Source organism: Streptomyces sp. NBC_00390 (assembly GCF_036057275.1).
Taxonomy (GTDB): Bacteria; Actinomycetota; Actinomycetes; order Streptomycetales; family Streptomycetaceae; genus Streptomyces.
Map to the genome: position 1 here is coordinate 2,279,987 of NZ_CP107945.1, position 23,603 is coordinate 2,303,589.

Here is a 23,603-nt window from a genome sequence, read left to right on the forward strand (position 1 = left end):
GCCGGGGGTCAGTGCTCGCGCGGGGCGGGCACCACCCGCTCCACCTCGGGGTGGGCGTTGAGCAACTGTCGCATGGAGGACTCTGCCGCGTGCGAGTCGCCGGAGGCGAGGGCGTCGGCAATCCGGGCGTGGTGCGTGAGGGAGGCCTCGGTGGGGCGGTCACAGCCGGTGACCGGACCTCCGGAGACCTGGAGAGCCGCGGCGACGATCCCGGAGAGGTGCTCGAGCATGCGGTTGCCCGCGAGCTGGATGAGCAGGGAGTGGAACTCGGCGTCGGCCCGCGAGAAGGTGATCCCGTCACCCTGCGCAAGGGCATGACTCATGATCTCGACCATGTCCGCGAGGCGCTGCTGGACGTCTTCGCGGCCGTGCCCGGCGGCCAGGCGGGCGGCGAGCGGCTCGATGGTCCAGCGCAGCTCGCTCAGCTCCCGGCGCTGGTCGTCCCGCTGGGGACCGAAGGCCCGCCACTCGATGATGTCGGGGTCGAGGAGGTTCCAGTCGCTGACGGGGCGGACCCGGGTGCCGACATTGGGGCGGGCGCTCACGAGGCCCTTGGCCTCGAGGACACGCAGCGACTCGCGGACGACGGTGCGGGAGACCTCGAAGCGCTGGCCGATCTCCTCGGGCACCAGCGGGCGGTCGGCACCCAGGTCCCCGGAAACGATCATCTGGCCGAGCTGCTGGACGAGTTGGCCGTGCAGTCCGCGGCCCCGGCTGCCCGCCGCGCGGCGGCCCACCCGGCCGAGCTCGGCATCGGATCCCTCCCACGAGGGCGGGCCGACGCGGTCGGCGCCGGGCGACTCCGCGTAGGGGTATCGGTCGAGTTCGCCCGGACCGGCGAGGCCGGAATCGGCAGAGCGGGCGGCGGTCATCATGGTGTGCGCAAGGGTACTCACGCATCCTTTGTCGGCGCGGCCCACGGACCCCTTGAGGTCTTTGGTGAAAAGCACACGAAAGGGTGATCGGCGTCCACCCTGCAATTGACGCCTTATCGGAAAGAAACGAGCACCCTCACGGGAGTTGTGAACAGTTCACCGATACCCGGTCGGCGGTGATCACCAACGGGCCCTGCGCCGAAGGCCGATGAGCAGAAATGCGCAGATCAGAACGGACAACGACAAGGCGAGGGCTGCTCCGACAGGTTGGGCCACGACCCGCGCGGCGGCCGCCGGCAAGTGGTCGGTCTGCTTCGGAAGCTGCATCCAGGCGAGTTCACGCAGCCGGCCCGGAAGTCCGGCGATCGAACGGGCGGCCGGTACGACGAGCGCGCTTTCGACGAGCGGCGCGACGAGGATCGGTACGGCGAGCACTGCGGCGACTCCTGCTGCCGTGACACGGAAGATCCCGGCGGCCAGCAGCCCGGCCCAGGCGCATCCCACGCAGAGTCCGCCCCAACCGACGGCCAGAACCCTCCAGTTCCGCACGACGGGACTCGGATCCACCCCGTACACCAGACGGAGCGCCGCGGCATCGGCCACCACGACGAGGGCCGCCAGCAGCAGGGCGGCGCCCGCGCTCACGGCAAGCTTGGCCAGCAGGAGGGCGAGGCGGCGGGGCACGGTGCCGCGCGTCGCGGCGAGGACCGGGTAGCGGAACTCCTCACCGAAGGAGAGCGCCCCGAGGAGCCCGGCGCACAGAGCGGCGGGCGGCAGCGGCAGGTACGGGGGCCAGGCGGCGTACACGCTCGGCTCCAGGACCTTGCCGGTGCGGGCGAGCAGCACGCACAGGGCGAGGGAGGCGGCGAGGGAGGCCGCCGCGGCGAGCGGGGCGGTCCGGGTGCCGAGGAGGCGGCGGAGTTCGTAGCGCAGCGGCCGTACGGGGCTCCGGACGGGGCGCAGTTCCGGTACGTCCTCGTCGCCCTGCGCGGGCCGGGTCCACGGCTCCGCGGTCTCGGGTGCGGCCTCGGCCGCCGCCTTGGACGCGACCGCGGATGGCACGGCCGAGGCCGCGGCGGAGCCGTTCTCCGGCACGAAGACGGCCAAGCTGCCGTTCTCCGGCACGGAAGAGGCCACGCGACGGTCGTCCGGTACGGAGGCGGAATCGGCATCGGCATCGGGCACAGCGCTCCGTGTCCGGGCCGGGCCGGCGGCCGCGGCGGCGGGGCCCGTGTCGCCGACCTCGTCGGTGAGCCGGTGGACCAGTACGCCGTGGCGGAACGCGGTCTCGCCGATCTCGGCGCAACTGCTGCCGTAGACGGACAGCAGGCTGCTGCTCTCGGCGACCACCTCGACCGAACGCCGGTCCACTCGCGCCTCGCGGCTGAGGACCGCGGAGAGACGGGCCGCATGCGGCGTCCGGACGGCGACACGGGGGCGGAGCCTGGTACGTGCGAAGTCCGCGACGTCCTGGTCCGCGACAAGGCGACCGTCGTGGATCGTGACGACGCGGTCGGCAACCCGGGCGGCCTCCTTGGGGTCGCTGGTGGTGCACAGGACGGTGCCGCCCTGGGAGGCATGGCTTCGCAGCAGTCCCGACAACCAACTGCTGTCGCCCGGCGAGAGGCCTTTGGACGGCTCGTCGAGAAGCAGTGACTGCGGATCGCCCAACAGAGCGGCGGCGAGGCCGAGTCTGCGGTCCATGCCCACGGACAGCAGGCCCAGTCGCTGCTCGCCGAGCCCTGCGAGTCCGACGACATCGATCAGCTCGTCGGCGCGGGCCGCGGGCACGCCGGCGACCGCGCTCAGCATGCGCAACTGACCGCGGACGGAACGGGCGGGGTGGCCGGGTACATCGCCGAGCAGCACCCCGACCTCCCTTGCCGGATTCGCGACGTGATGCAGGGGGCGGCCGCGGAAGTAGGTGACACCCCGGCCGGACCTGAGCCCGAGCATCAGCCGCAGCGCCGTGGTCTTTCCGGAGCCCGGCGCGCCCAGCAGTGCCGTGACGGCACCGGACCGGGCTTCGAAGGAGAGGTCGTCAACCGCGGGCGGCCGGTCTCTGCGGGGGATGCCGGTGAGTCCGACGGCCTGGATCATCGCTTCCCTCGCCTCTCTCCCGGAAGGTGGGACCGCTCAGCGGCAGCACGGGTACCGCAGCACGATAACGCGACATTTCAGACTTTTTGCGCAGCGGTCAAGTGCCCGGGTGTCAGAGGCCCGGCGCCGCGAGTTACCGACGGAGTGCTTCAGACCTCAGGGCGCAGCATCGGCGGGTTGAGGACCGTGGCCCCTCCGGCCCGGAACAGCTGCGCGGGACGGCCTCCCTGGCGGGTCGTGGTGCCTCCGGCGGGGACGAGGAAGCCGGGAGTGCCCGTCACCTTGCGATGGAAGTTACGGGGGTCGAGAGCGACGCCCCACACCGCCTCGTACACCCTCCGCAGCTCGCCGACCGTGAACTCGGGCGGGCAGAAGGCGGTGGCCAGGGACGAGTACTCGATCTTGGAACGAGCCCGCTCCACTCCGTCCGCCAGGATCCGCGCATGATCGAACGCGAGCGGTCCGTGCCGCTCGTCCTCGCGCAGCACCCCGTTCTCCTGGCCGAGGAGATCCTCGACAGGAGCCCAGCGCGCACTGTTCGCGTCCCCGCCCGCGCGAGGGGCCGGCAGATCGGGGGCGAGCACGAGATGCGCGACGCTCACCACGCGCATCCGCGGGTCGCGCTTGGGGTCACCGTATGTCGCAAGCTGTTCCAGATGGGCGCCGTTTCCCGGTGCCGGGGATGCCGGGTCGTGTGCACACAGCCCGGTCTCCTCGGCAAGCTCGCGCGCCGCCGCTGCTGCCAGATCCTCGTCACCCCGGACAAAACCTCCCGGCAGCGCCCACCTGCCCTGGAACGGAGGCTCCCCCCGGCGCACAACGAGCGCACAGAGCGCATGACGGCGCACGGTGAGCACGACCAGATCGACAGTGACGGCGAAGGGCGGAAAGGCCGACGGGTCGTAGGGCGACATGCCGCGATCATAGTCGTCTGCCTGACGATAAACACAGCCTTCGCCACCTGCGGCGACTCTTTTGCGCCCCTGCGCCACGGCGTTGCGGCCGCAGTGGCTCACGCCCCCAGCTGCAGCCCTTCCGCCGCCTGTTCCACCATGGCGAGTCCCCGCCTGCTGATCCGCACGGCGAACGGCTCCCCGGCCACCCGCAGCCCGGAGATCTGTACGGCTCCGAGCGGCACGCAGCGGATGGGCCGCAGCGCAACCATGCGGGCGGGAGCGTCCGGGCGGATCCCGGCGAGCGCGGTCAGCAGATGGAGCGCACAGGCGGCGGCCACTGCCGCCGGCCGGCACGCCGCGGGATGCGGCGCCGGCACACCGTCCGCCGTGCGCTGCCGGCCCGCGTACATCTCGGGCAGCCGGTTACCGAACGCTTCGGACGCGTCGACAAGACCGCGTACCAGGGACGACGCCTCCTTCTCGTGGCCGGCGGCGGCCAGCCCCGCCACGGCGACAGCGGTCTCATGCACCCGCACGGCTCCGGACCGGTGCCCGAAGGGGTTGTGCCCGGGTTCTCCGGTGCCGAGGCTGCGCAGACCCCAGCCGCTGTCGAGTGCCGGCCCGCCCAGCAGCCGGGCCAGTTGCTCGGTCCGCTCCTTGTCCAGCAATCCGGCGGCCGGCCGACCGCCGCCCACCAGCCCTGTGTCGAGGAGATGAGCGGCGCTGCTTCCGAGCAGCGACAGCGGTCGGCCGCCGGGCAGCCTGGCCGCCGCAGGCCGGCCTCCGGCGCGGTCGTCGATCCAGAAGTCCTCCTGGAACCGGTCTCTCAGCGCACCGGCCCACTGCCGCCAGTCCTCGGCCCCGGGACGGCCGGTGGCCTCCAGCACATCCGCACCGAGGATCGCGGCCCGGTGCGCGTGCGCCTGGGTGTCGGAGCGCAGCACACCGGCCGCGCCGGGTTCGGGAAGCAGTCCCTCGTCGCCCGCAGCCTGCCGCAGCCATTGCAGACAACGCTCCGCCGCCGGTACGAGCTCCGTGAACTCTTGCTCGGGCATCCCCCAGCGCCAGGCCTCAGCCAGGACCGCGGGGAAGGCGAGGGTCGCTTCCATGCCCGTGCAACTCGGCGGAAGATGCGGGCCCGCGTCCCGCAACGGTCCGGGGATCCGACCGAAATCCGGCCCCTGGACCAAGAGTTGGGTACGGGCGAGCATGCGCAGGGTGGTTGCGGCGAGCCGGGTGGAGAGCGGCAGCGCCATCCGCACGGCCCACAGCGCCTCTGCCGGCGCGGATCCACACCGCCACGGTGCGCCTGCGCCGGGGAAGATGTCGGCGGGGTGGGCGGGGTCGCGGATCAGCAGTGCTCGCAGATCGCCCAGCGCGGTGCCGAGCAGTGCGGGCAGTCTGTGGTCGTCGCCCGCTGCCTGTGCTTCCGGCAGGAACCTGTCGGAAGCACAGCCGGCCCGGCTGAGGGGGCGGTCACGCTCGGTCCTGTCGGACGTCACGCGCAGTTCGATGGTCTGGGTGGTGCCCGGCCGCAGCACCAGCTCCCATCGCAGCAGTCCGGCCGAGGCAAGGGCGTCGTGCGGCGACGGATCGGCGGTGACGACGGCGTGGCCGCCGTCGTCCGTCGACCAGCGCAGTCCCGATTCATGGACGCTGGCGGCCAGTTCCGGCCCGGACCGGCCGGCGGTGACGGCACCGAGCTCGGCGAGGTCTGTGCCGAGCGCCACCTCCACGGGCAGCTTGAGCGGCTGGGCCGCAAAGCTGCGCAGCGTGATCCGTTCCGTTCCCAGGGCGTCGCGCACCCGCTCCACGCATACGTCCGGATCGGGCACGCCGTCGGCCGAGGTACGCACGACGGCCACGAACGTCGCACGGTCCGGCGAGACCGACCTTCCCTGAACCAGGGTCGGTTCACACCCGGAGATCCGCAACTGACTGCGGGAGAGCAGTCGCCGGCCCGAATGGTAGACACCCGCGATCCCATGGCCGTCGAGCTGGCCGTCCTCCGGCAGGATCGCCATGCAGGGCAGAGCGACGCAGATGATCGTGCGGTGCACCGGCGGAGGATCGGCGGACCGTCCCGGCAGCGGCCTCGGCCCTGCCGGATCCCCACGACCGGGTCCGGGCCGGATGGGCTGTCGGATCTGAGCGGAGAGCGGTCGGCGAGGTGCGGTGGGGGCCATGGGTGATCTGCGCCTTCCGTGCACTTCGAGCAGCCGCCGCAGGACGGGCGGCACGGGTCGGTCGACACCGCCACGACGATGAACGTCGGCACCCCTGCCCGAGTCACGCATCGCCTGGCCGAGGCCCCCCGGGTCATGCCGTCACCGCCCGTCCCGGCCACCGCGCTGCCCGCCGTGCCTGCCCGAACGCATACCGGCGCGGGCCCGCGTCCGAGCGGCAGCGGCAGCGGCACCGGGACGATTCCGGACCGACACGCGTTGCCGTTTTGCGGCCGACGCGCGTACCCGCCGGGGGCGCCGGCGCGTGGCGCCCGGGAGAGTGAGCGTCGGGAAGGCTCCGGGAGGACCTGGGGAGCCGGCGGGGACGGCAGTCTCCGGGGTACCAGGCGCGTCAGGGACCGCGGCGCAGGGCTGCTCATCGCGTGTCCGGCGCAGACAGCTGCGCAGCGTCTCCGGATCCAGGCCCTCGTTGCAGGCCTGGTGCAGCAGTCGCGCGAACACGTACTCGGGATCGGCGCGCAGCGCGAGTCCGAGTGCGACCCGTGCGCCGGGCTCGTCACCGGTCGACCAGGAGACCCAGCCGGCAAGAGTGAGGGGAGCCGCCGCGTGTTCGAAATAGGCACCGCTGCATCGCCGCGACAAGGCGCGCCACAGGCGCAGCGCGGCGGGTGCCTCGGGTCCTTCCATCCACTCCGCCGCCCGGTCCCGGGTCTCCCGGTCCTGCAGGCCGAGGATCACCAGAGCGGCCTCGCGGGGTGTGATCAGCCTGTCGTCCGCGACGTCGGCCGCTGCCCCTTCGCCCGCGAGCGGCGTGGAAGCCATCCGTTCGACCAGTTTCCGGGCAAGGTCGAGCGTCTCCGCCGCGACCTGCCGCCTGCCCTGCTCTTCGAGGATCCTCGGCACCAGCGCCGCACCCGCGTCGTCCAGAGCCTGGATCTGCTCCTGGGCTACGGACACGGCCGCCGGCGCGAACCGTCCCTCCAAATCCCTCAGGCTCCCGCGCACTTGAATCCCCGCGTAAGCGGCAGCGGCGGCCATCACCGAGGTGCCGGGCAGCGCCAGGGGGGTACCTTCGGGCGGGCAGCACCGCGCATCGGGGCAGCAGTAGGACCAGCAGCGCCCGTCGGAGATGCACAGCGCCTCGTACACGGGCACGTCGAGGGCACCGCACGCAGTGCGCAGCCGCTGCGCGAGCGGCCGAAGCCGCTCCATGACCTGCAGCCCAGTCTCCTCGCCGGCCGGGTCCTGACAGAGAAAGACGACGATGCCGTCGGGTCGCGAGCCGCGGCGCTCGCAGCCGTGGATCAGGCACTCGGCGAGTTGCCCGGCCACGGGTTGCCATTCGCGCGGCGAGCGCGGAATACCGAGCCGCAGCCGCCCGCCGAAGCGGCCGTGGTTACCGTGCAGGGCGACGAGCACGATGGAATCGTTCGGATGGAAACCCATCATGTACGGCAGAGCATCGGCCAGTTCGGCGGGGCCGCGCAGGGTGATCTGCGGGTCGGTGGCGGGGCCGCTGGGGTCGTGGTGCTGGTTCATGGCACGACGGTCTCGCAGGGAACCCGGCTGCGCGACCCCTGTGGATAACGTTATCCACAGGCTCACGGCCGCGTTCGCGCATTGTCGGTGCCATCAGGTTGCATGGGGGCATGACCAACCCAGACCGCGCAGAGCTCAGAGCATCCGCCGACTCCGTACTCGCCCGTCTCGTCTCCGACGGGTCGGGCACCGCCCGGCTGCGTGAGGATCAGTGGCGGGCGATCGAGGCGCTCGTCGCCGACAAGCGCCGAGCGCTGGTCGTGCAGCGGACGGGCTGGGGCAAGTCCGCGGTCTACTTCGTCGCGACCTCGCTGCTCAGGGCCCGAGGTGCGGGACCGACCGTGATCGTCTCTCCGCTGCTCGCGCTCATGCGCAACCAGGTGGAGGCTGCGGCGCGGGCAGGGATCCACGCCCGGACGATCAATTCCTCCAACGCCGAGGAGTGGGACACCATTCAGGCCGAGGTGGCCGCGGGTGAGGTGGATGTGCTGCTCGTCAGTCCCGAGCGGCTGAACAACCCCGATTTCCGTGACCAGGTGCTGCCGAAGCTGGCCGCGGCCACGGGTCTGCTGGTGGTGGACGAGGCCCACTGCATCTCCGACTGGGGTCATGACTTCCGGCCGGACTACCGCAGGCTGCGCACGATGCTGGCCGAGCTGCCCGCAGGCGTCCCGGTCCTTGCCACCACGGCCACCGCCAATGCGCGGGTCACGGCGGACGTGGCCGAGCAGCTGGGCACGGGAGCGGGCACGGACGCCCTGGTGCTGCGCGGTCCGCTCGACCGGGAGAGCCTCAGCCTGGGTGTGCTCCGGCTTCCCGACGCCGCGAACCGCCTTGCCTGGCTCGCCGACCATCTCGGCGAACTGCCCGGCTCGGGAATCATCTACACACTGACGGTCGCGGCGGCCGAGGAGGTCACCGCGTATCTGCGCCAGTGCGGACACACGGTGGCTTCGTACACAGGCCGTACGGAGAACGCCGACCGGCAGCAGGCGGAAGAGGACCTGCTCGCGAACCGGGTGAAGGCGCTGGTCGCCACCTCCGCCCTGGGGATGGGCTTCGACAAGCCCGACCTCGGTTTTGTCGTGCACATGGGCTCACCCTCCTCCCCCATCGCGTACTACCAGCAGGTGGGCCGGGCGGGCCGCGGTGTGGAACACGCCGAAGTGCTGTTGCTCCCGGGCAAGGAGGACGAGGCGATCTGGCAGTACTTCGCCTCGGTCGCCTTCCCGCCCGAGGAGCTCGTCCGCCGCACCCTGGACGTGCTGGCCCGTTCGGACAGGCCGCTGTCGCTGCCCGCCCTGGAGCCCCTCGTCGAGCTGCGGCGTACACGTCTGGAGACCATGCTCAAGGTGCTGGACGTGGACGGCGCGGTGCGCCGGGTCAAGGGCGGCTGGACCGCCACGGGACAGCCATGGATCTACGACGCGGAGCGGTACGCGTGGGTGGCGCGGCAGCGCGAGTCCGAGCAGCAGGCGATGCGGGACTACACACGGTCCACCTCGTGCCGGATGGAGTTTCTGCGGCGTCAACTGGACGACGAGGAGGCAGCTCCTTGCGGACGGTGTGACAACTGCTCAGGTGCGCGTTTCAGCGACAAGGTGTCGGCGGCCGCGCTGGACGCCGCACGAGGGGAGTTGGGCCGTCCGGGCGTCGTTGTGGAGCCGCGCAAGATGTGGCCCACGGGGCTCGCGGCCGTCGGTGTCGGTCTCAAGGGCCGCATTCCGGAAGGCGAGCAGTCGTTCTCCGGGCGAGCACTGGGGCGACTCTCGGACATCGGCTGGGGCAACCGGCTGCGGCCGATGCTCGCCGCGCACGCACCGGACGCGACGGTCCCTGACGACATGATGGGCGCGGTGGTGACCGTGCTCGCCGACTGGGCGAAGGGGCCAGGCGGCTGGGCCTCCGGGGAATCCGACGCGCCACCGCGACCGGTCGGTGTCGTCACCGTCGCTTCCCGCAGCAGGCCCCGCCTGATCGGGTCGCTCAGCGGCCGGATCTCCGAGGTCGGCCGGATGCCGCTGCTGGGCAGTGTCGAGTACGTGTCAGAGGCCTCGGACGTGCAGACATCACGCACCAACAGCGCACAGCGCGTACGGGCACTGCACGAATCGTTCGCTGTGCCGCCGGAGCTGGCCGCCGCACTGTCCGCCGCCGACGGCCCGGTGCTGCTGGTCGACGACTACGCGGACAGCGGCTGGACGCTGGCAGTCGCTGCACGGCTGCTGCGCAGGGCGGGCGCGAAGGGGGTGTTTCCGCTGGTCCTCGCCGTTCAGACCTGACGCGGGGGTCAGTTGGGCCTGCAGGACAGGGATATGAGCGTCATACCCGCCGATTCTTGCCGGTCATGCCAAATTGCTCGTTGCCGCATTCCCATGCGGCAGGAACAATTGGGGCTGCTCCCCCGCACGGCCCGTTCGGGTCCTGAAGGGCCTTGCCGTGGCGCGCCCTCACCCGACCCTGCCCGCACGTGGGCGCGTATGCGAAGGGAGGAACGTGACCTTCGGATTCGCTCCGTCCTCAGCCACTTCGTTCACCGCACCGGCGAACTCCGCGAACCGCCTCGCCAGGATGCTCGAGCCTGCCGAGTGGGCTGCGGCAGGTATCCCGCTCCTGCGCAACCCGCGCGAGGTGGTCAGTGCGCTGCACACGCGGCATCACCCCAAGCCCTCGACGGCTGTCGTCGCCGTGCTCGACCACGAGGAACGACTCGCCGCCAGCGCCTCGTTCTCCCGGCATTCCGCGCCGGCGGACGGCTGGGAGCTGCGCAATGCGCTGCTGGCACATCTGCGCCGCGTCATCCCGCACGACCTGCGCCGCCGCACACCGGTGCGGACCGCCGTGCTGCTCTACTGCCGTGAAGGCGACGAGCGCTGGACGGAGGAGGACGGTGCGTGGATGTGGGGGCTGCGGGACGCCTGCACCCTGCATGGGCTGCGCTGCGGCGCGTACATCACGCTGACGAGTGACGGCTGGCAGGTGCTGGGCGAAGGCCGTGGCGGCCGCCGGCCCAGCTCGACGTCGACGCCGGGGCATCCGGCCGACGCCATGGCAGAGGCGGATGCGCTGCCCCTGCGTACCGCAAGTGGTGCCGCCGACGCCCTTCGACGCACGGCAGCCCGCTGAAGGAGGTCATCCACCGGCTGCCCACGACATGGGCAGCCGGGTCACGACCGGACCGTCGGGTCCGTACCGGCAGGACGGCTCAGACGCCGATGCCGAGCACGGCGCTGATCCGCTTGGGGTCACCGCACACGATCAGCAGCGCTCCGGCCTTCTGCATGGCGGCCGGCAGCGCGTGGGCAGCCGCGTCGTCCGGGCCCCCGTTGAGCGCGACGACCACGACGGGCCGGGACGAGGCGCGCCCCAGAGCGGCGGCGTCCGCGTAGAAGACATCGTCGCGGGCATCGTGCTGGGCCCAGTAGGCAGTCTCACCGAAGGACAGCTCGTGAGCTGCCCATGGGTGCTGTTCACCGGTCGTCAGCACCAGCACGTCGCCCGGGGCACGGCCGGTGTCGAGCAGCAGGTCGACCGCCTCGCCGGCGGCGTCGAGCGCGCCGTCCGCGGGAGCGGGAATCACTTGGACCTGCGGCCCGGAACGATTCTCCGGCCGGGACGGCTGGGGCTTCGCGGCAGCCACGTGGGTGCGCTGCGCGGGGGGCGTGGGCCGGGCCGGGCCGGGGCCCGGGTGTCCGGGACGCGGCGAGGCCGCGGAACGCGGACCGGGTACGGGACGAGGGGTCGGCGCGGTACGGCCTGCGGCCGGAACGCGGGGACCCTGGGCACTCTCGTGAATCTGAGGCTCCTCGGGTATGAGAGGCATGGGTTGATATCTATCAAACGTCGGTGCGGATGGCATCGGCGGGTGGGCACATAAGCGCGACCGTGCTGCCGGCATGGGTGAGTTCAGAAGTCGAAGCCGAGCTGGCCCCCGCTTTCCAGTGCGGCCGCCTCCGGCGAGATCCGGACCTTCTTGAGGTGCCGCCACTGGGGCAGCGCATCGAGATAGGACCACGAGAGCCGGTGGTACGGGGTGGGGCCCAGCGTCCGGAGTGCCGCCTTGTGCACGGGCGAGGGATAGCCGGCATTCTCCGCGAAGGCGAAGTCGGCGCACTCCAGCAGCTCCGCCATCATGGCGTCCCTGCGCACCTTGGCGATGACCGAAGCGGCGGCCACCGCGACACACGACTGGTCGCCCTTGATCACTGTACGGACCAGCCATGGCGCACCGAGGTAGTCGTGCTTGCCGTCCAGAATCACGGCGTCCGGACGAACCGGCAGACCGTCCAGCGCGCGGCCGGCGGCGAGCCGCAGTGCCGCGGTCATTCCGAGCTCGTCGATCTCCTCGGGTGAGGCGTGTCCGAGAGCGTGCGCGGTGACCCAGGACTCCAACTGTCCTGCCAGTTCCGTACGGCGCTTGGGACTGATCAGCTTGGAATCGGTGAGCCCGGCCGGGGGTCGGCGCAGTCCGGTGATCGCCGCGCACACCGTTACCGGCCCTGCCCAGGCCCCGCGGCCGACCTCGTCCACGCCTGCAACGATCTTGGCGCCGGTTGTGGCCCGGATCGAGCGCTCGACTGTGTGGGTGGGTGGTTCGTACGGCATGGCGCCAGCAAGCGTACGCCGCCGGACCCCACCAGCGACAACCGGATTCCGGTCATGGGCGGCGCAGCCGTCGATCAGCCGTTGCGCGGGCTGAGCAGCGGAACCATCACCTGATCGATCATGTCGGCGATGTCCTGGTCCGGCCATTCGCTGCCACACACCTTGGAGCGGTACATCATCAGGCCCGGGATCACGTCGAAGACCAGGTCCCCGGCGGCATCGGGACGCACGTCCCCGCGCATCACCCCGCGGCGCACCACGTCCTGGAGCAGCCGGGTGGACGGCTCCACGACGCGAGTGAAGATCACACCCTGGAAGCGATGCGCGCTCGCCGTGTCACATTCGTGAAGGACGGAGCGCAGCGCGATGCCGGTGGGGGAGAACATGGCGTCACGCACTCGGAGGCAGAGCTGGAGAAGGTCCTCACGGATTCCTCCGTGGTCGGCCGCCTGGTCGAGTACCGGCAGTCCGGCCTCGAGAGCGTCCGCGACAAGATCCTGCTTCGACGGCCAGCGGCGGTAGACGGCAGCCTTCCCCGTCTGCGCGCCGGCGGCGACGCGTTCCATCGTCAGTCCGCTCCATCCGACCGTGCTCAGCTGCTCCAGTGCGGATTCGAGGATCGCGCGTTCCAGTACGGCTCCGCGGCGGCGCAGCGAGGCCGGGGGCGTCCCGGCGGCCGCTGTCGAGCGCGAAGTGGCCATGGTCATCTCTCCGTTGGGGACAAGACATCTAGTGAACGCTTGCGTTCACAGACAGGGACTCTCTACGGTTGACGGGACAGTGAACGCCTACGTTCACTAACTCGTTTGTGGGGGACTCATCGTGACAACTTCTCAGTTAACAGCTCCAAGCAGTCCGGGGGCGGCCCGCAGGCAGGGGCGGCCGGGCATTGCGCTTGCCGTCATCGCCGCCCTGCAGCTCATGGTGGTCCTCGACACAACGATTGTGAATATCGCCCTTCCGCATATCCAAGGGGCGCTCGAGTTCACCACGACCCAGCTGTCCTGGGTGGTCAACGCCTACACACTGACCTTCGGCGGACTGCTGCTGCTCGGCGGCAGAGCCGGTGACATCCTCGGCCGCCGCCGGGTGTTCATATCCGGCGTCCTGCTCTTCACCCTCGCCTCGCTGCTGTGCGGCTTGGCCCAGGAACCGTGGCAGATACTGGCGGCCCGGGCGCTCCAGGGCGTGGGCGGAGCCATCGCATCGCCGACCGCGCTCGCGCTGATCACCACCACATTCCGCGAAGGCCCGGAACGCAACCGCGCCTTCGGCATCTTCGCCGCGGTCTCCGCCAGTGGCGCGGCGATCGGACTGCTGGCCGGCGGCATGCTGACCGAGTGGCTGGACTGGCGCTGGGTGTTCTACGTGAACCTCCCGATCGGCGTCCTGATCGCGGCGCTCGCGCCGGTGTTCATCACCGAGTCCGAGCGGCACTCCGGCCGGTTCGATGCGGCCGGCGCACTCACCTCGACGGCCGGGATGGCGTCCCTGGTCTACGGATTCATCCGGGCCTCCGAGGACGGCTGGGGCGACAGCCTGACCCTCGGCGCCTTCGCCGCGGCGACGGTCCTTCTCACCGCGTTCGTACTCACCGAGCGGCGGGCGCGGGAGCCGATCACGCCGCTGCGCATGTTCGCCGACCGAAACCGTTCGGGTACCTATGTGATCATGATGAGCCTCGCCGCGGCGATGTTCGGCATGTTCTTCTTCATCGTGCTGTTCGTGCAGAACGTACTGAACTACAGCCCCATCGACGCCGGTCTTGCATTTCTGCCGGTCACCGTGATGATCGTGACCGCTGCGGGCATCTCCTCGAAGCTGCTGCCGGTGTTCGGCCCCAAGCCGTTCCTCACAGCGGGCGCCCTGCTCGCCGGGAGCGGGATGGCCTGGCTGACCATGATCGATCCGGGCAGCTCGTATGCGGGCGCCGTGCTGGGACCGATGCTGCTCTTCGGCTTCGGCATGGGCCTGGTGTTCGTGACCGCGACACTCACCGCGGTGTCGGGTGTGGCGCAGCACGAGTCGGGAGCGGCCTCCAGTCTGCTCAACGCCACACAGATGGTCGGTGGTTCCCTCGGACTGTCGATTCTCATGACGGTTTTCACCACCGCCGGCCGCGACGAAACCGCACGCCAATTGCCCTCGTTCCTTGCCGAGTCGACCCCGGCTCAACAGGAGCAGTTCACCAGGACGCATGAACTCCCGCCGCCGTGGGGCCATCAGGTGCTCGCCGAGGGCATCGCCACGGCGTTCTGGGCCGGCGTGGGCCTGGTCGGCCTGGCCGTCCTGACCGCGCTGTTCGTCATGCGGGTACGCGCGAGCGACCTGGAGGCACTCAGCGGGACAGCGGGCGGCCCGGCCTCGTAGCCGCGGCTGCCGGGGTACGGGCCGGCGCGAGGGGACGGCCCGTACCCCACGGCGCCTCAGACCTGCTGCGAGATGCGCCGTCTCATTGGTCGTACGGGCCGAGCTCGCCCTCCTTCTCCCACTCGCCGCGATCGTCCTGGTCGTCCTGGTCGTCCTGGTCGTCGTAGTCGTCGGAGCGGTCGGAGTCGTACGCGTCGCACGAAGTGTCGTCGGTGTGGGCGCCGCGATCGGCCAGGATGCTGCGCGCCCTGGACTTGCCCCAACTCGTCGCGTACCAGGGGTCGTCCGTCTCCTCCAGCGCACGTGCGATGCCGTCCAGCGCACAGGAGCGCAGCGGCTCGGGCAGCCCGTCGAGGGCCGGAACGGCATCCGCGGACAGCTCCTGGAGATAGGCGACGTCGATCTTTCCGGTGCGCTCGTAGCGCTGTACGTTGCGTTCCGCGACGAGTCCGTCCGGGGAGGCGAGACCGAACGCGAGCACGGCGGCCGCGGCACTCGCTGCTACCGCGCGAGGCAGCCACTTCATGCCGTACACCCCGGCCGCCATGATCAGGACGATCACCAGCCCGAGCCACAGCTCCATGGCTGCGACGGACACCCGCAACCTGGTCAGTCCATAGGCATCGACGTACAGATCCATCCGGCGCAGCGCCGACGCCACCACGACCAGAGTGAGCAGGCACAGCGTCCCGAGGACGGCACGGACCAGAGTGCGGTCGCCCGCCGCGGAGCGAGGTGCCCAGCGCAGCGCAAGGGCGATCACGACGAGTGTCAGCAGGGTGGCGAACAGCAGCTGCCAGAAGCCCTGGCGCGCGTATGCGGAGTACGTCAGTCCCGTCTCGCTGAGCACCTTGTCGTATCCGCCGAAGAGAACGGCGAGCTGGACGGCTATGAACACGGCGAAGAGCAGGTCGAGCACCACGAGCGGCAGCGCCCACTCCCAGCGGGACCGGGCCCGGCCGGGCCGTATCTCAAGGCGGTCCCAGCGCAGAGGGGCGGCGGCCAGGTGCGCCGCGGCGAGCGCTCCGACCAGGCCGACCAGAAGGAGCAGGAAACGCCAGGGGCCGTCGGCGACCGAGACGTCCGGGATCAGGTTGCCGAGAAGATCGGCAAAGGCTGCGTCCGCTCCCGCGAACAGCGCTCCGAACACGATGACCAGCAGCGCCGCCACCGCGCCGGTGCGCAGGACCGGCGCCACGCGGCCGTTCGACCCGGCAGCGTGGCTGCGCAGTCCGTTCCATCCCCAGACCATGCCGGTACCCAGCGAAGCCGGCAGGCCGAACGGGCCCAGCAGCACGCCCGGCCAGGTACGGCCGCCGTTCAGCGCCAGCGACGCGAGGGCCAGCGCCGACACGACGGCGAGGAACGTCGGCCATCCGGCGTCACGCAGCACGGGTACGGCGAGGAGCGCGATGCCGCCGAGCGCCCACACTAGTGTCCACGGGCGCAGCCTGCGGCCGGCGGCCCTCGCGGCGAAGTACGCGCCGAGTCCGGCGGGCACCGCGACGATCAGCAGATTGAGGCCGGCTCCTTCGCCGAGCAGAAATGCGCTGAGCACCGCGGTGGCCACTACGCACCACAGTGTCGCAACGCTCGCCGCGGCCGGTTTGCGCGCGCCTGTTCTGCTGGTGCGCCGGGGCGGCTGCGGTGGTGGCGCCCAGGGCCCGGGCACGGACGGTCCTGCCGCGGGCCTGGACGGCCCGGCACTGGACCTCGGCGGTGGTGTGTCATGTACGTCCGGCACGGGACCCCCTCCCGACCGGATCACCCCGCCACGGCTCTGAGGCGGTACGACCCGGTGTCTCGTCGGCGCGCTCCTGTCCATGATCAGCAGCGCGGCGTGACGGACAGAGTAGCCCTGGTGGCACCGGCCGCCCCCTCTCCTGCGAGGCTGAAGCCGGACCGTGACACATGAGCCGCCCGGCAGGCCCGGGCGGCTTCTCACATGCGACCTTGCCGGCTGCTCACCGTCCGGCCTTCTCGAGGGGGCAGGGCTGCTCAGCTGGTGCCGTCGGGCACCCAGCCGGGCAGGCCCTCCGTACGCTCCAGCCACTCGGCGGGCGGCTGCCCGGCCTTACCCGCCGCCACCACACCACAGGCGATTGCACAGGTGGTGTCGACGTCGCCGCCGACCTGGGCCGTCGTCCAGAAAGTCTGCTCGAAATCACCGAGCGAACGTGCGGCGGACCACAGCGCGAAGGGCACGGTGTCATGAGCGCTGGTGCGTCGGCCGCTGCCGAGCACCGCTGCGACGGTGCCTGCGTCGCTGTAGTCGAGCATGTCCCGGGCCCGCCGCAGACCGGCCCCGACCGCGCTGCGCGGCACGAGGTCCACGACACCGTCGAGCAGTTCCTCGGGCGTGGGCGGTCCGGCGGGGTTTCCGGCCAATGCTGCTGCCGCCGCCACGGCCATGGCGCCGACCACGGCCTCGCGGTGCTGGTGCGTCGTGTACGAGGAGATCTCGGCCTGATGGGTGGCCTGTTCCGGGTCGCCCGCGTACCAGGCTCCGAGCGGGGCGATCCGCATCGCGGACCCGTTGCCCCACGAGCCCTGGCCCTTGAAGAGTTCGGCGGCCAGCTCGCGCCAGTCGCCACCCTCCCGGATCAGCCGGAGCATCCTGTTGACCGCCGGACCGTAACCCCGGTCGAAGTCGTGGTGCTCGGCGAAGGACCGGGCGAGTGCGTCCTGGTCCACGCGATCATGGTCCACGAGCACGGCGAGGACCGAGCAGGCCATCTCGGTGTCGTCGGTCCACTGCCAGGTCTTCGGCGGCAGCTCGCGCCGCTTCAGCAGGGGATAGTTCGTCGGTACAAAGAACTGGGAGCCCAGGGCGTCTCCCACGGACAGCCCGCGCAGGCTGTCCAGGGCGCGTTCGAAGCGCCGGTCGCGAGAGGAGTCAGCGGTCATCTTCCTGCCACTCTATCCCGTGACGCCGTACGACTCCGGAGTCCGCCAGTGTTCGAACGGCCGGTCAAGCGTGTACCGCCCGTTCTCCCCCAGCTGCAGTATCCGCATCTCCCCGTTGCCCGGGTTGGACAGCGACTCGAATTCCGCGACCGACCAGTGGAACCAGCGCATGCAGAACAGCCGCATCGTCAGCCCGTGCGTGACTATGAGCACGTTCGGGGGGTGATCGGGGGACTCGAAGCTGCGGTGCAGACTCTCCAGGAACGCGCCCACCCGGTCGTACACATCGGCGCCCGACTCCCCCTGCGCCAGACGGTAGAAGAAGTGCCCGTACGCATCGCGGTACTGCTTCTGCAGCCGCACGTCCTCCCGGTCCTGCCAGTTCCCCCAGTCCTGCTCTCGCAGCCGGGGCTCCTCTCTGACCCGCACCAGCTCGGGGTCGAGGGCGAACGCCCGGAAGGTGTCGTGCGTGCGGCGGTACGGCGAGACGTAGACGCTCACGCGCTCCCGTCCGAACAGTTCCCGCAGCCGTGCCCCCGTCTCCTCGGCCTGCGCCCAGCCGGTGGCAGTGAGCTGGAGCGCATGGTCGGGCTCACGTTCGTACACCGTGTCATCGGCGTTCCCCTCCGACTCGCCGTGCCGGACGAGGACGATGCGTCGCGGTCGCGCCATGCCACGACCTTAAGTCACACGGTCCAGGAAGGTTCCAGCTCCACCACATCCCCCGCGAGAGCGGAAACATCGGCCTCGGTCTGCGCGCGCAGCAGCAGCCGCTCGACCCGCTCCGTCCGGTACTTCCCGTGCTCGGCCGCCGACTGCCACATCGACATCACCAGGAACTCGTTCCCTGGCGCCTCCCCGAACAGCCCGCGCACCATCCCCGGGGATCCGGCCATCGCCGGGTTCCACACCTTCTCCTGCATCAGCGCGAAGTGCTCGATCCGGTGCTCGCGGACCCGGCAGTGGGCGACCCGCACCACGTCGGCGTCCGTGAACCGCGGTTCGAAGCCCGTCTTCACATCGAAGCGATGGTCGAACAGCTTGGCCTGACTGTCCTTGTACGTCCCCGACTGCCCCGACGCCAGCCGGTCATGGGAGCGCGCCATGAACGAGTCGTAGAAGGCGCGGCTCTCCCAGAAGCCGAACACATGCGCCACATCCGGCCGTATTCGGCTCCACCCTCCGCCCTGCCCACGGAAACCCGGCTCACCCAGCAGCCCCGCCCACTTCCGCTGCCCCCGCTCGAACCCTCGACGGTCCACCACGGTGCAGCGAATCCACTTGACCAGCACCGCGCCATCGTACGGCCCGGAACGTGGCGCCGGTCACTCTCCGGCACAGACCACCCGAACCGGCTGTGCCGCCTCGGCACAATGATCTGCATGACAGCCCTGCACACCAACCCGCTCTTCGCCCGTCTCGAAGCCGCCGAGCGGATCCTCGTGGCTGGCGCGGGCGGCGGCTTCGACATCTATGCCGGGCTGCCCGTGGCGCTCTCCCTTCTCCACCAGGGAAAGGAAGTGCACCTGGCGAATCTCACCTTCAGCCCGATCGAAGGGCTGTCCGTGGACGACTTCCTCGCTCCCGATGTCGCGGTGATCACCCCGGAAACATCGCTGCACCAGACGTACTTCCCTGAGCGAACCCTCGCGCAGTGGCTCGCGCTGCACGGCTACCCCGGCACCGTGCACGCCCTCGCCCGCACCGGTGTCCAGCCGCTGCGCGACGCCTACCGGGCTCTGATCGAGCGGTACGACATCGACGCGGTCGTGCTCGTGGACGGTGGCACGGACATCCTGATGCGCGGCGACGAGTCGGGGCTCGGGACACCCGAGGAGGACGACCAGCGTGGCCGCCTTGTACGGCATCGATGTGCCCGTGCGGCTGGTCGTCTCGGTCGGCTTCGGGGTCGACGCGTACCACGGGGTGAGCCATGGCCTCGTCCTGGAGAACATCGCCGCCCTGGAAACCGGCGGCGCCTACCTCGGTGCCTTCTCCGTGCCCCGCTCGACGCGTGAGGGCGCCTTGTTCGTCGACGCGGTGGCTCATGCGCAGGCGCACACGCCGGACCATCCGAGCATCGTGAACGGCTCCATAGCGGCAGCGGTGCAGGGGGCGTTCGGCGATGTGCGGTTCACCTCACGCACCCGTGGCAGTGAGCTGTTCATCAATCCGCTGATGTCGATCTGCTTCGCCTTCGAACTGGACGGTCTCGCCCGCCGCTGTCTTTACCTCGACCGGATCGAGAACACCCACCTGATCCGCCAGGTCAGCAGCGCGATTGCGGAATTCCGGGAGGAAGTCCCGCGCCAGAGGCCGCCTCGCCGCATCCCGCACTGACCGGATACGGTCAACGCACCAATAGCTCTTGGCAGTTACGGGGAAGGGAAATCTGGTGAGCAGCCTCAACAAGGGGGTCGGGAAAGCCGAGGTCACACTCAAGTGGGACCCCAGCCCCCTGGGTGAGCCCGACATCGATCTCGACATCGTCGCTGCGACGTATCCGGCGGACGCGCCTCACGGCAAGCCCTCGTACGTCGTGCACTTCGACAGTCGCTCGCCCGACGGCACGATCACGCTGACGAGGGAGAGCCGGACAGGCCAGGGCTTCGGCTCCGACGAGGTGATGACCCTCGAGTTCCACCGGCTGGCAGCGACGTACGGACGCGTCGTCGTGGGCGTGGTCATCCAGCAGCGGGACGGCCGGAGGGTGTTCGGCGATGTGGCGAACACCCTGGTGCGGGTGCTGGAGGGCCATGTCGAGCTGGGGAAGTGCGACTTCGCCGCGGTCTCGGGGTCGAGGGCCGCAGTCATCTGCGAGTTCACCCGGACCGCAGCCGGCGACTGGGAGTTCCGGGAGGCCGTGCAGGGCTTCGACGCTGATCCGCAGTCCTTCATCACGGTCATGGGCGGCGGCGCCGGCTGAACGCTTCCTCCGGGGCGTGACCACGGGGCCACCACGGAAGGGAAGCGCCGAAGCCCCGGTGGTCGGTACAGCCGAGCGGGGAGTCGCGTTGTGCGACTCCCCGCTCCGATCAGTCATTCACGCCTGGAAGGCGTCATGTTCAGCTGCAGCCGCTCGTGGAGCCGCAGCCCTCGCAGATGTAGCAGGAGCCTGCCCGCTGCATCTTGGTGCCGCAGGAGAAGCAGAGCGGGGCGTCCGCGCTGATACCCAGCTGCATCTCGACCAGCTCCGCCGAGGTGTGCGCCTCCTTCGGGGCCGGGATCTCCGCCTTGGGAGCGACGACAGCCTTCAGCGTGTCCTGATGGCGCGGAGCGGACTGGGCCAGTCCCTCGACATCGACCTCGACATCGTCGACGGACTGCTCGTACGAACCGGTCTCCAGGTGACGCTGGCGCTCCTCCGCCGAGTGGATGCCGAGCGCGGAGCGCGTCTCGAAGGGCAGGAAGTCCAGCGCCAGGCGGCGGAAGATGTAGTCGACGATCGACTGCGCCATCCGCACGTCCGGGTCGTCCGTCATCCCGGCCGGCTCGAAGCGCATGTTGGTGAACTTCGAGACGTAGGTCTCCAGCGGAACGCCGTACTGCAGACCGACCGAGACGGCGATCGAGAAGGCGTCCATCATGCCCGCGAGGGTGGAGCCCTGCTTCGACATCTTCAGGAAGACCTCGCCGAGGCCGTCGTCCGGGTAGGAATTGGCGGTCATGTAGCCCTCGGCGCCGCCGACCGTGAAGGAGGTGGTGATGCCGGGACGGCCCTTCGGAAGGCGCTTGCGGACCGGGCGGTACTCGACCACCTTCTCGACCGCGGCCCGGATGGTCTCCTCGGCCTTCTCCGTGACCGCGGCCTTCTCCTTCTCCTTGGTCTTGGCGGAGAGGGGCTGGCCGACCTTGCAGTTGTCGCGGTAGATCGCGAGCGCCTTGACGCCCATCTTCCACGCCTCGAAGTAGATCTCCTCGACCTCTTCGACGGTCGCCGACTCCGGCATGTTGACCGTCTTGGAGAGCGCGCCCGAGATCCACGGCTGGATGGCCGCCATCATGCGGACGTGGCCCATCGCGGAGATGGAACGCTCGCCCATGGCGCAGTCGAAGACCTCGTAGTGCTCGGTCTTCAGGCCCGGGGCGTCGATCACATTGCCGTGATCGGCGATGTGGGCGACGATCGCCTCGATCTGCTCCGGCTGGTAGCCGAGGCGGCGCAGCGCCTGCGGGACCGTGCCGTTGACGATCTGCATCGAGCCGCCGCCGACCAGCTTCTTGAACTTGACCAGGGCGAGGTCGGGCTCGAGGCCGGTGGTGTCGCAGGACATTGCGAGGCCGATGGTGCCGGTCGGGGCGATCACGGACGCCTGGGAGTTACGGAAACCGTTCTTCTCGCCGAGGCGGATGACGTCCTGCCAGGCCTCGGTCGCGGCGGCCCAGATCGGCGTGTCCAGGTCGTCCACACGGACGGCGGCGCTGTTGGCGTCGGCGTGCTGCTTCATGACGCGCTTGTGCGGCTCGGCGTTGCGGGCGTAGCCGTCGTACGGGCCGACGACCGCGGCGAGCTCGGCGGAACGCCGGTACGAGGTGCCGGTCATCAGGGAGGTGATGGCTCCGGCGAGGGCGCGGCCGCCGTCCGAGTCGTAGGCGTGGCCGGTCGCCATGAGCAGGGCGCCGAGGTTGGCGTAGCCGATGCCCAACTGACGGAAGGCGCGGGTGTTCTCGCCGATCTTCTGCGTCGGGAAGTCCGCGAAGCAGATCGAGATGTCCATCGCGGTGATGACCAGCTCGACGACCTTGGCGAAGCGCTCGGCGTCGAAGGACTGGCGGCCCTTGCCGTCGTCCTTGAGGAACTTCATCAGGTTCAGCGAGGCCAGGTTGCACGAGGTGTTGTCCAGGTGCATGTACTCGCTGCACGGGTTCGAGCCGTTGATCCGGCCGGACTCGGGGCAGGTGTGCCAGTGGTTGATCGTGTCGTCGTACTGGATGCCCGGGTCGGCGCAGGCCCAGGCGGCCTCGGCCATCTTGCGGAAGAGCGCCTTGGCGTCGACCTCTTCGATCACGTCGCCGGTCATCCGGGCACGCAGCCCGAATTTGCCGCCGGACTCGACGGCCTTCATGAACTCGTCGTTCACCCGGACGGAGTTGTTGGCGTTCTGGTACTGGACGGACGTGATGTCGTCGCCGCCCAGGTCCATGTCGAAGCCCGCGTCGCGCAGCGCGCGGATCTTCTCCTCTTCCTTCACCTTGGTCTCGATGAAGCCCTCGATGTCGGGGTGGTCGACATCGAGGATGACCATCTTGGCCGCGCGACGGGTCGCGCCGCCCGACTTGATCGTTCCTGCGGAGGCGTCGGCACCCCGCATGAAGGAGACCGGGCCGGAAGCGTTGCCACCGGAGGAGAGCAGCTCCTTGGAGGAGCGGATGCGGGAGAGGTTCAGGCCGGCGCCGGAGCCGCCCTTGAAGATCATGCCCTCTTCCTTGTACCAGTCGAGGATGGACTCCATGGAGTCGTCGACGGACAGGATGAAGCAGGCGGAGACCTGCTGCGGCTGAGGCGTGCCGACGTTGAACCACACCGGCGAGTTGAAGCTGAAGACCTGGTGCAGGAGGGCGTACGCCAGCTCGTGCTCGAAGATCTCGGCGTCGGCGGGCGAGGCGAAGTAGCTGTAGTCCTCGCCGGCCTTGCGGTAGGTCTTCACGATCCGGTCGATCAGCTGCTTGAGACCGGTCTCGCGCTGCGGGGTGCCGACGGCCCCGCGGAAGTACTTGCTGGTGACGATGTTGACCGCGTTCACCGACCAGAAGTCGGGGAACTCGACGCCACGCTGCTCGAAGTTCACCGAGCCGTCACGCCAGTTGGTCATGACGACGTCACGGCGTTCCCAGACCACCTCGTCGTACGGATGCACGCCGGGGGTGGTGTGGATGCGCTCGATACGCAGGCCCTTGCTCGCCTTGGATCCCTTGGCTCGGGACCCTCGTGCCGGGCCGCTCGTCGTCTCGGTCATGCCGCCTCCCATATACGGGCGAAAACGCCCTGAAGTGCCCAGTTCTTCCCGTGGCACAGTTTGTGTCTGTTGCCCCGGGCGCCGCACACAGCGCCCGTGACAGGTCTTTCGCCGCTTTGAGCCGACCGGCAAGGCCGGCCCCCCGACCCGTTCTGTACGGCCGGTGTC

Annotated in this window: 17 protein-coding genes and 1 pseudogene; 5 read left to right on the top strand and 13 right to left on the bottom strand. The window is 70.2% G+C overall.

Annotated features, from left to right (window positions below; translation table 11 throughout):
• Window positions 1-8 precede the first annotated feature (8 nt).
• The 5 genes from OHS70_RS09325 to OHS70_RS09345 all read right to left on the bottom strand — a co-directional run bounded on the left by OHS70_RS09325 (window position 9) and on the right by OHS70_RS09345 (window position 7,596).
• Window positions 9-896, bottom strand: coding sequence for a FadR/GntR family transcriptional regulator (locus OHS70_RS09325; RefSeq protein ID WP_328395606.1), 888 nt, complete (start codon window positions 894-896; stop codon window positions 9-11).
• A 159-nt stretch (window positions 897-1,055) separates the two neighbouring features.
• Window positions 1,056-2,975: an ABC transporter ATP-binding protein gene (locus OHS70_RS09330; protein WP_328395608.1), complete on the bottom strand. Its 1,920-nt coding sequence runs from the start codon at window positions 2,973-2,975 to the stop codon at window positions 1,056-1,058.
• A gap of 149 nt (window positions 2,976-3,124) precedes the next feature.
• Window positions 3,125-3,889 (bottom strand): NUDIX hydrolase, encoded by a 765-nt coding sequence (locus OHS70_RS09335; RefSeq protein WP_328395610.1) that lies wholly within the window; start codon window positions 3,887-3,889, stop codon window positions 3,125-3,127.
• Window positions 3,890-3,987: 98 nt separating this feature from the next.
• The gene (locus tag OHS70_RS09340; protein ID WP_443062585.1) at window positions 3,988-6,057 is read right to left on the bottom strand and encodes a glycogen debranching N-terminal domain-containing protein; all 2,070 of its coding nucleotides are present in this window, start codon (window positions 6,055-6,057) and stop codon (window positions 3,988-3,990) included.
• A gap of 141 nt (window positions 6,058-6,198) precedes the next feature.
• Window positions 6,199-7,596 carry a DUF4192 domain-containing protein gene (locus tag OHS70_RS09345; protein ID WP_328395612.1) on the bottom strand — a complete coding sequence of 466 codons (1,398 nt, stop codon included), beginning with the start codon at window positions 7,594-7,596 and terminating at the stop codon, window positions 6,199-6,201.
• A gap of 110 nt (window positions 7,597-7,706) precedes the next feature.
• Between OHS70_RS09345 and OHS70_RS09350 the strand changes: the two genes are divergently transcribed.
• Both OHS70_RS09350 and OHS70_RS09355 read left to right on the top strand, forming a co-directional pair.
• Window positions 7,707-9,878 (top strand): RecQ family ATP-dependent DNA helicase, encoded by a 2,172-nt coding sequence (locus tag OHS70_RS09350; protein ID WP_328395614.1) that lies wholly within the window; start codon window positions 7,707-7,709, stop codon window positions 9,876-9,878.
• Window positions 9,879-10,092: 214 nt separating this feature from the next.
• Complete coding sequence (locus tag OHS70_RS09355) at window positions 10,093-10,722, top strand: hypothetical protein (RefSeq protein ID WP_328395616.1); 630 nt, start codon at window positions 10,093-10,095, stop codon at window positions 10,720-10,722.
• Between the two features lie 79 nt (window positions 10,723-10,801).
• Here the strand turns inward: OHS70_RS09355 and OHS70_RS09360 are convergent, their stop codons facing one another.
• The 3 genes from OHS70_RS09360 to OHS70_RS09370 all read right to left on the bottom strand — a co-directional run bounded on the left by OHS70_RS09360 (window position 10,802) and on the right by OHS70_RS09370 (window position 12,902).
• Complete coding sequence (locus OHS70_RS09360) at window positions 10,802-11,419, bottom strand: hypothetical protein (protein ID WP_328395618.1); 618 nt, start codon at window positions 11,417-11,419, stop codon at window positions 10,802-10,804.
• Between the two features lie 83 nt (window positions 11,420-11,502).
• Entirely contained in the window at window positions 11,503-12,201 is a 699-nt protein-coding gene (locus OHS70_RS09365; protein WP_328395620.1) for a ribonuclease HII, read from the bottom strand.
• Window positions 12,202-12,275: 74 nt separating this feature from the next.
• A complete protein-coding gene (locus tag OHS70_RS09370) occupies window positions 12,276-12,902 on the bottom strand; it encodes a TetR/AcrR family transcriptional regulator (protein WP_328395622.1) in 627 nt (208 codons plus the stop codon).
• 121 nt (window positions 12,903-13,023) lie between these two features.
• On the opposite strand from OHS70_RS09370, the gene OHS70_RS09375 reads away from it, so the two are divergent.
• Entirely contained in the window at window positions 13,024-14,571 is a 1,548-nt protein-coding gene (locus OHS70_RS09375; RefSeq protein WP_328395624.1) for an MFS transporter, read from the top strand.
• 82 nt (window positions 14,572-14,653) lie between these two features.
• Here OHS70_RS09375 and OHS70_RS09380 read toward each other — a convergent pair whose 3' ends face one another.
• From OHS70_RS09380 to OHS70_RS09395, 4 genes are all read right to left on the bottom strand, one after another.
• Window positions 14,654-16,141, bottom strand: a complete 1,488-nt coding sequence (locus tag OHS70_RS09380; RefSeq protein WP_443062586.1) for a DUF4153 domain-containing protein — start codon at window positions 16,139-16,141, stop codon at window positions 14,654-14,656.
• A 428-nt stretch (window positions 16,142-16,569) separates the two neighbouring features.
• Window positions 16,570-17,478 carry an ADP-ribosylglycohydrolase family protein gene (locus OHS70_RS09385; RefSeq protein WP_328395626.1) on the bottom strand — a complete coding sequence of 303 codons (909 nt, stop codon included), beginning with the start codon at window positions 17,476-17,478 and terminating at the stop codon, window positions 16,570-16,572.
• A 12-nt stretch (window positions 17,479-17,490) separates the two neighbouring features.
• Window positions 17,491-18,150: a histidine phosphatase family protein gene (locus OHS70_RS09390; protein ID WP_328395628.1), complete on the bottom strand. Its 660-nt coding sequence runs from the start codon at window positions 18,148-18,150 to the stop codon at window positions 17,491-17,493.
• 14 nt (window positions 18,151-18,164) lie between these two features.
• A complete protein-coding gene (locus OHS70_RS09395; RefSeq protein ID WP_328395630.1) occupies window positions 18,165-18,770 on the bottom strand; it encodes a YdbC family protein in 606 nt (201 codons plus the stop codon).
• Window positions 18,771-18,860: 90 nt separating this feature from the next.
• Between OHS70_RS09395 and OHS70_RS09400 the strand changes: the two are divergent.
• A pseudogene (locus tag OHS70_RS09400) lies at window positions 18,861-19,818 on the top strand (DUF1152 domain-containing protein).
• A gap of 55 nt (window positions 19,819-19,873) precedes the next feature.
• Window positions 19,874-20,404: a TerD family protein gene (locus OHS70_RS09405; RefSeq protein ID WP_328395632.1), complete on the top strand. Its 531-nt coding sequence runs from the start codon at window positions 19,874-19,876 to the stop codon at window positions 20,402-20,404.
• Between the two features lie 139 nt (window positions 20,405-20,543).
• On the opposite strand, the gene OHS70_RS09410 is transcribed toward OHS70_RS09405, so the two are convergent.
• The gene (locus OHS70_RS09410) at window positions 20,544-23,435 is read right to left on the bottom strand and encodes a vitamin B12-dependent ribonucleotide reductase (RefSeq protein WP_328395634.1); all 2,892 of its coding nucleotides are present in this window, start codon (window positions 23,433-23,435) and stop codon (window positions 20,544-20,546) included.
• Between the last annotated feature and the right edge of the window lie 168 nt (window positions 23,436-23,603).

Bases quoted from the DNA above. Each gene is read 5' to 3' on its own strand.
- OHS70_RS09330 (WP_328395608.1), bottom strand. From the start codon at position 2,975: ATGATCCAGGCCGTCGGACTCACCGGCATCCCCCGCAGAGACCGGCCG.
- OHS70_RS09335 (WP_328395610.1), bottom strand. From the start codon at position 3,889: ATGTCGCCCTACGACCCGTCGGCCTTTCCGCCCTTCGCCGTCACTGTC.
- OHS70_RS09340 (WP_443062585.1), bottom strand. From the start codon at position 6,057: ATGGCCCCCACCGCACCTCGCCGACCGCTCTCCGCTCAGATCCGACAG.
- OHS70_RS09345 (WP_328395612.1), bottom strand. From the start codon at position 7,596: ATGAACCAGCACCACGACCCCAGCGGCCCCGCCACCGACCCGCAGATC.
- OHS70_RS09350 (WP_328395614.1), top strand. From the start codon at position 7,707: ATGACCAACCCAGACCGCGCAGAGCTCAGAGCATCCGCCGACTCCGTA.
- OHS70_RS09360 (WP_328395618.1), bottom strand. From the start codon at position 11,419: ATGCCTCTCATACCCGAGGAGCCTCAGATTCACGAGAGTGCCCAGGGT.
- OHS70_RS09365 (WP_328395620.1), bottom strand. From the start codon at position 12,201: ATGCCGTACGAACCACCCACCCACACAGTCGAGCGCTCGATCCGGGCC.
- OHS70_RS09370 (WP_328395622.1), bottom strand. From the start codon at position 12,902: ATGGCCACTTCGCGCTCGACAGCGGCCGCCGGGACGCCCCCGGCCTCG.
- OHS70_RS09385 (WP_328395626.1), bottom strand. From the start codon at position 17,478: ATGACCGCTGACTCCTCTCGCGACCGGCGCTTCGAACGCGCCCTGGAC.
- OHS70_RS09390 (WP_328395628.1), bottom strand. From the start codon at position 18,150: ATGGCGCGACCGCGACGCATCGTCCTCGTCCGGCACGGCGAGTCGGAG.
- OHS70_RS09410 (WP_328395634.1), bottom strand. From the start codon at position 23,435: ATGACCGAGACGACGAGCGGCCCGGCACGAGGGTCCCGAGCCAAGGGA.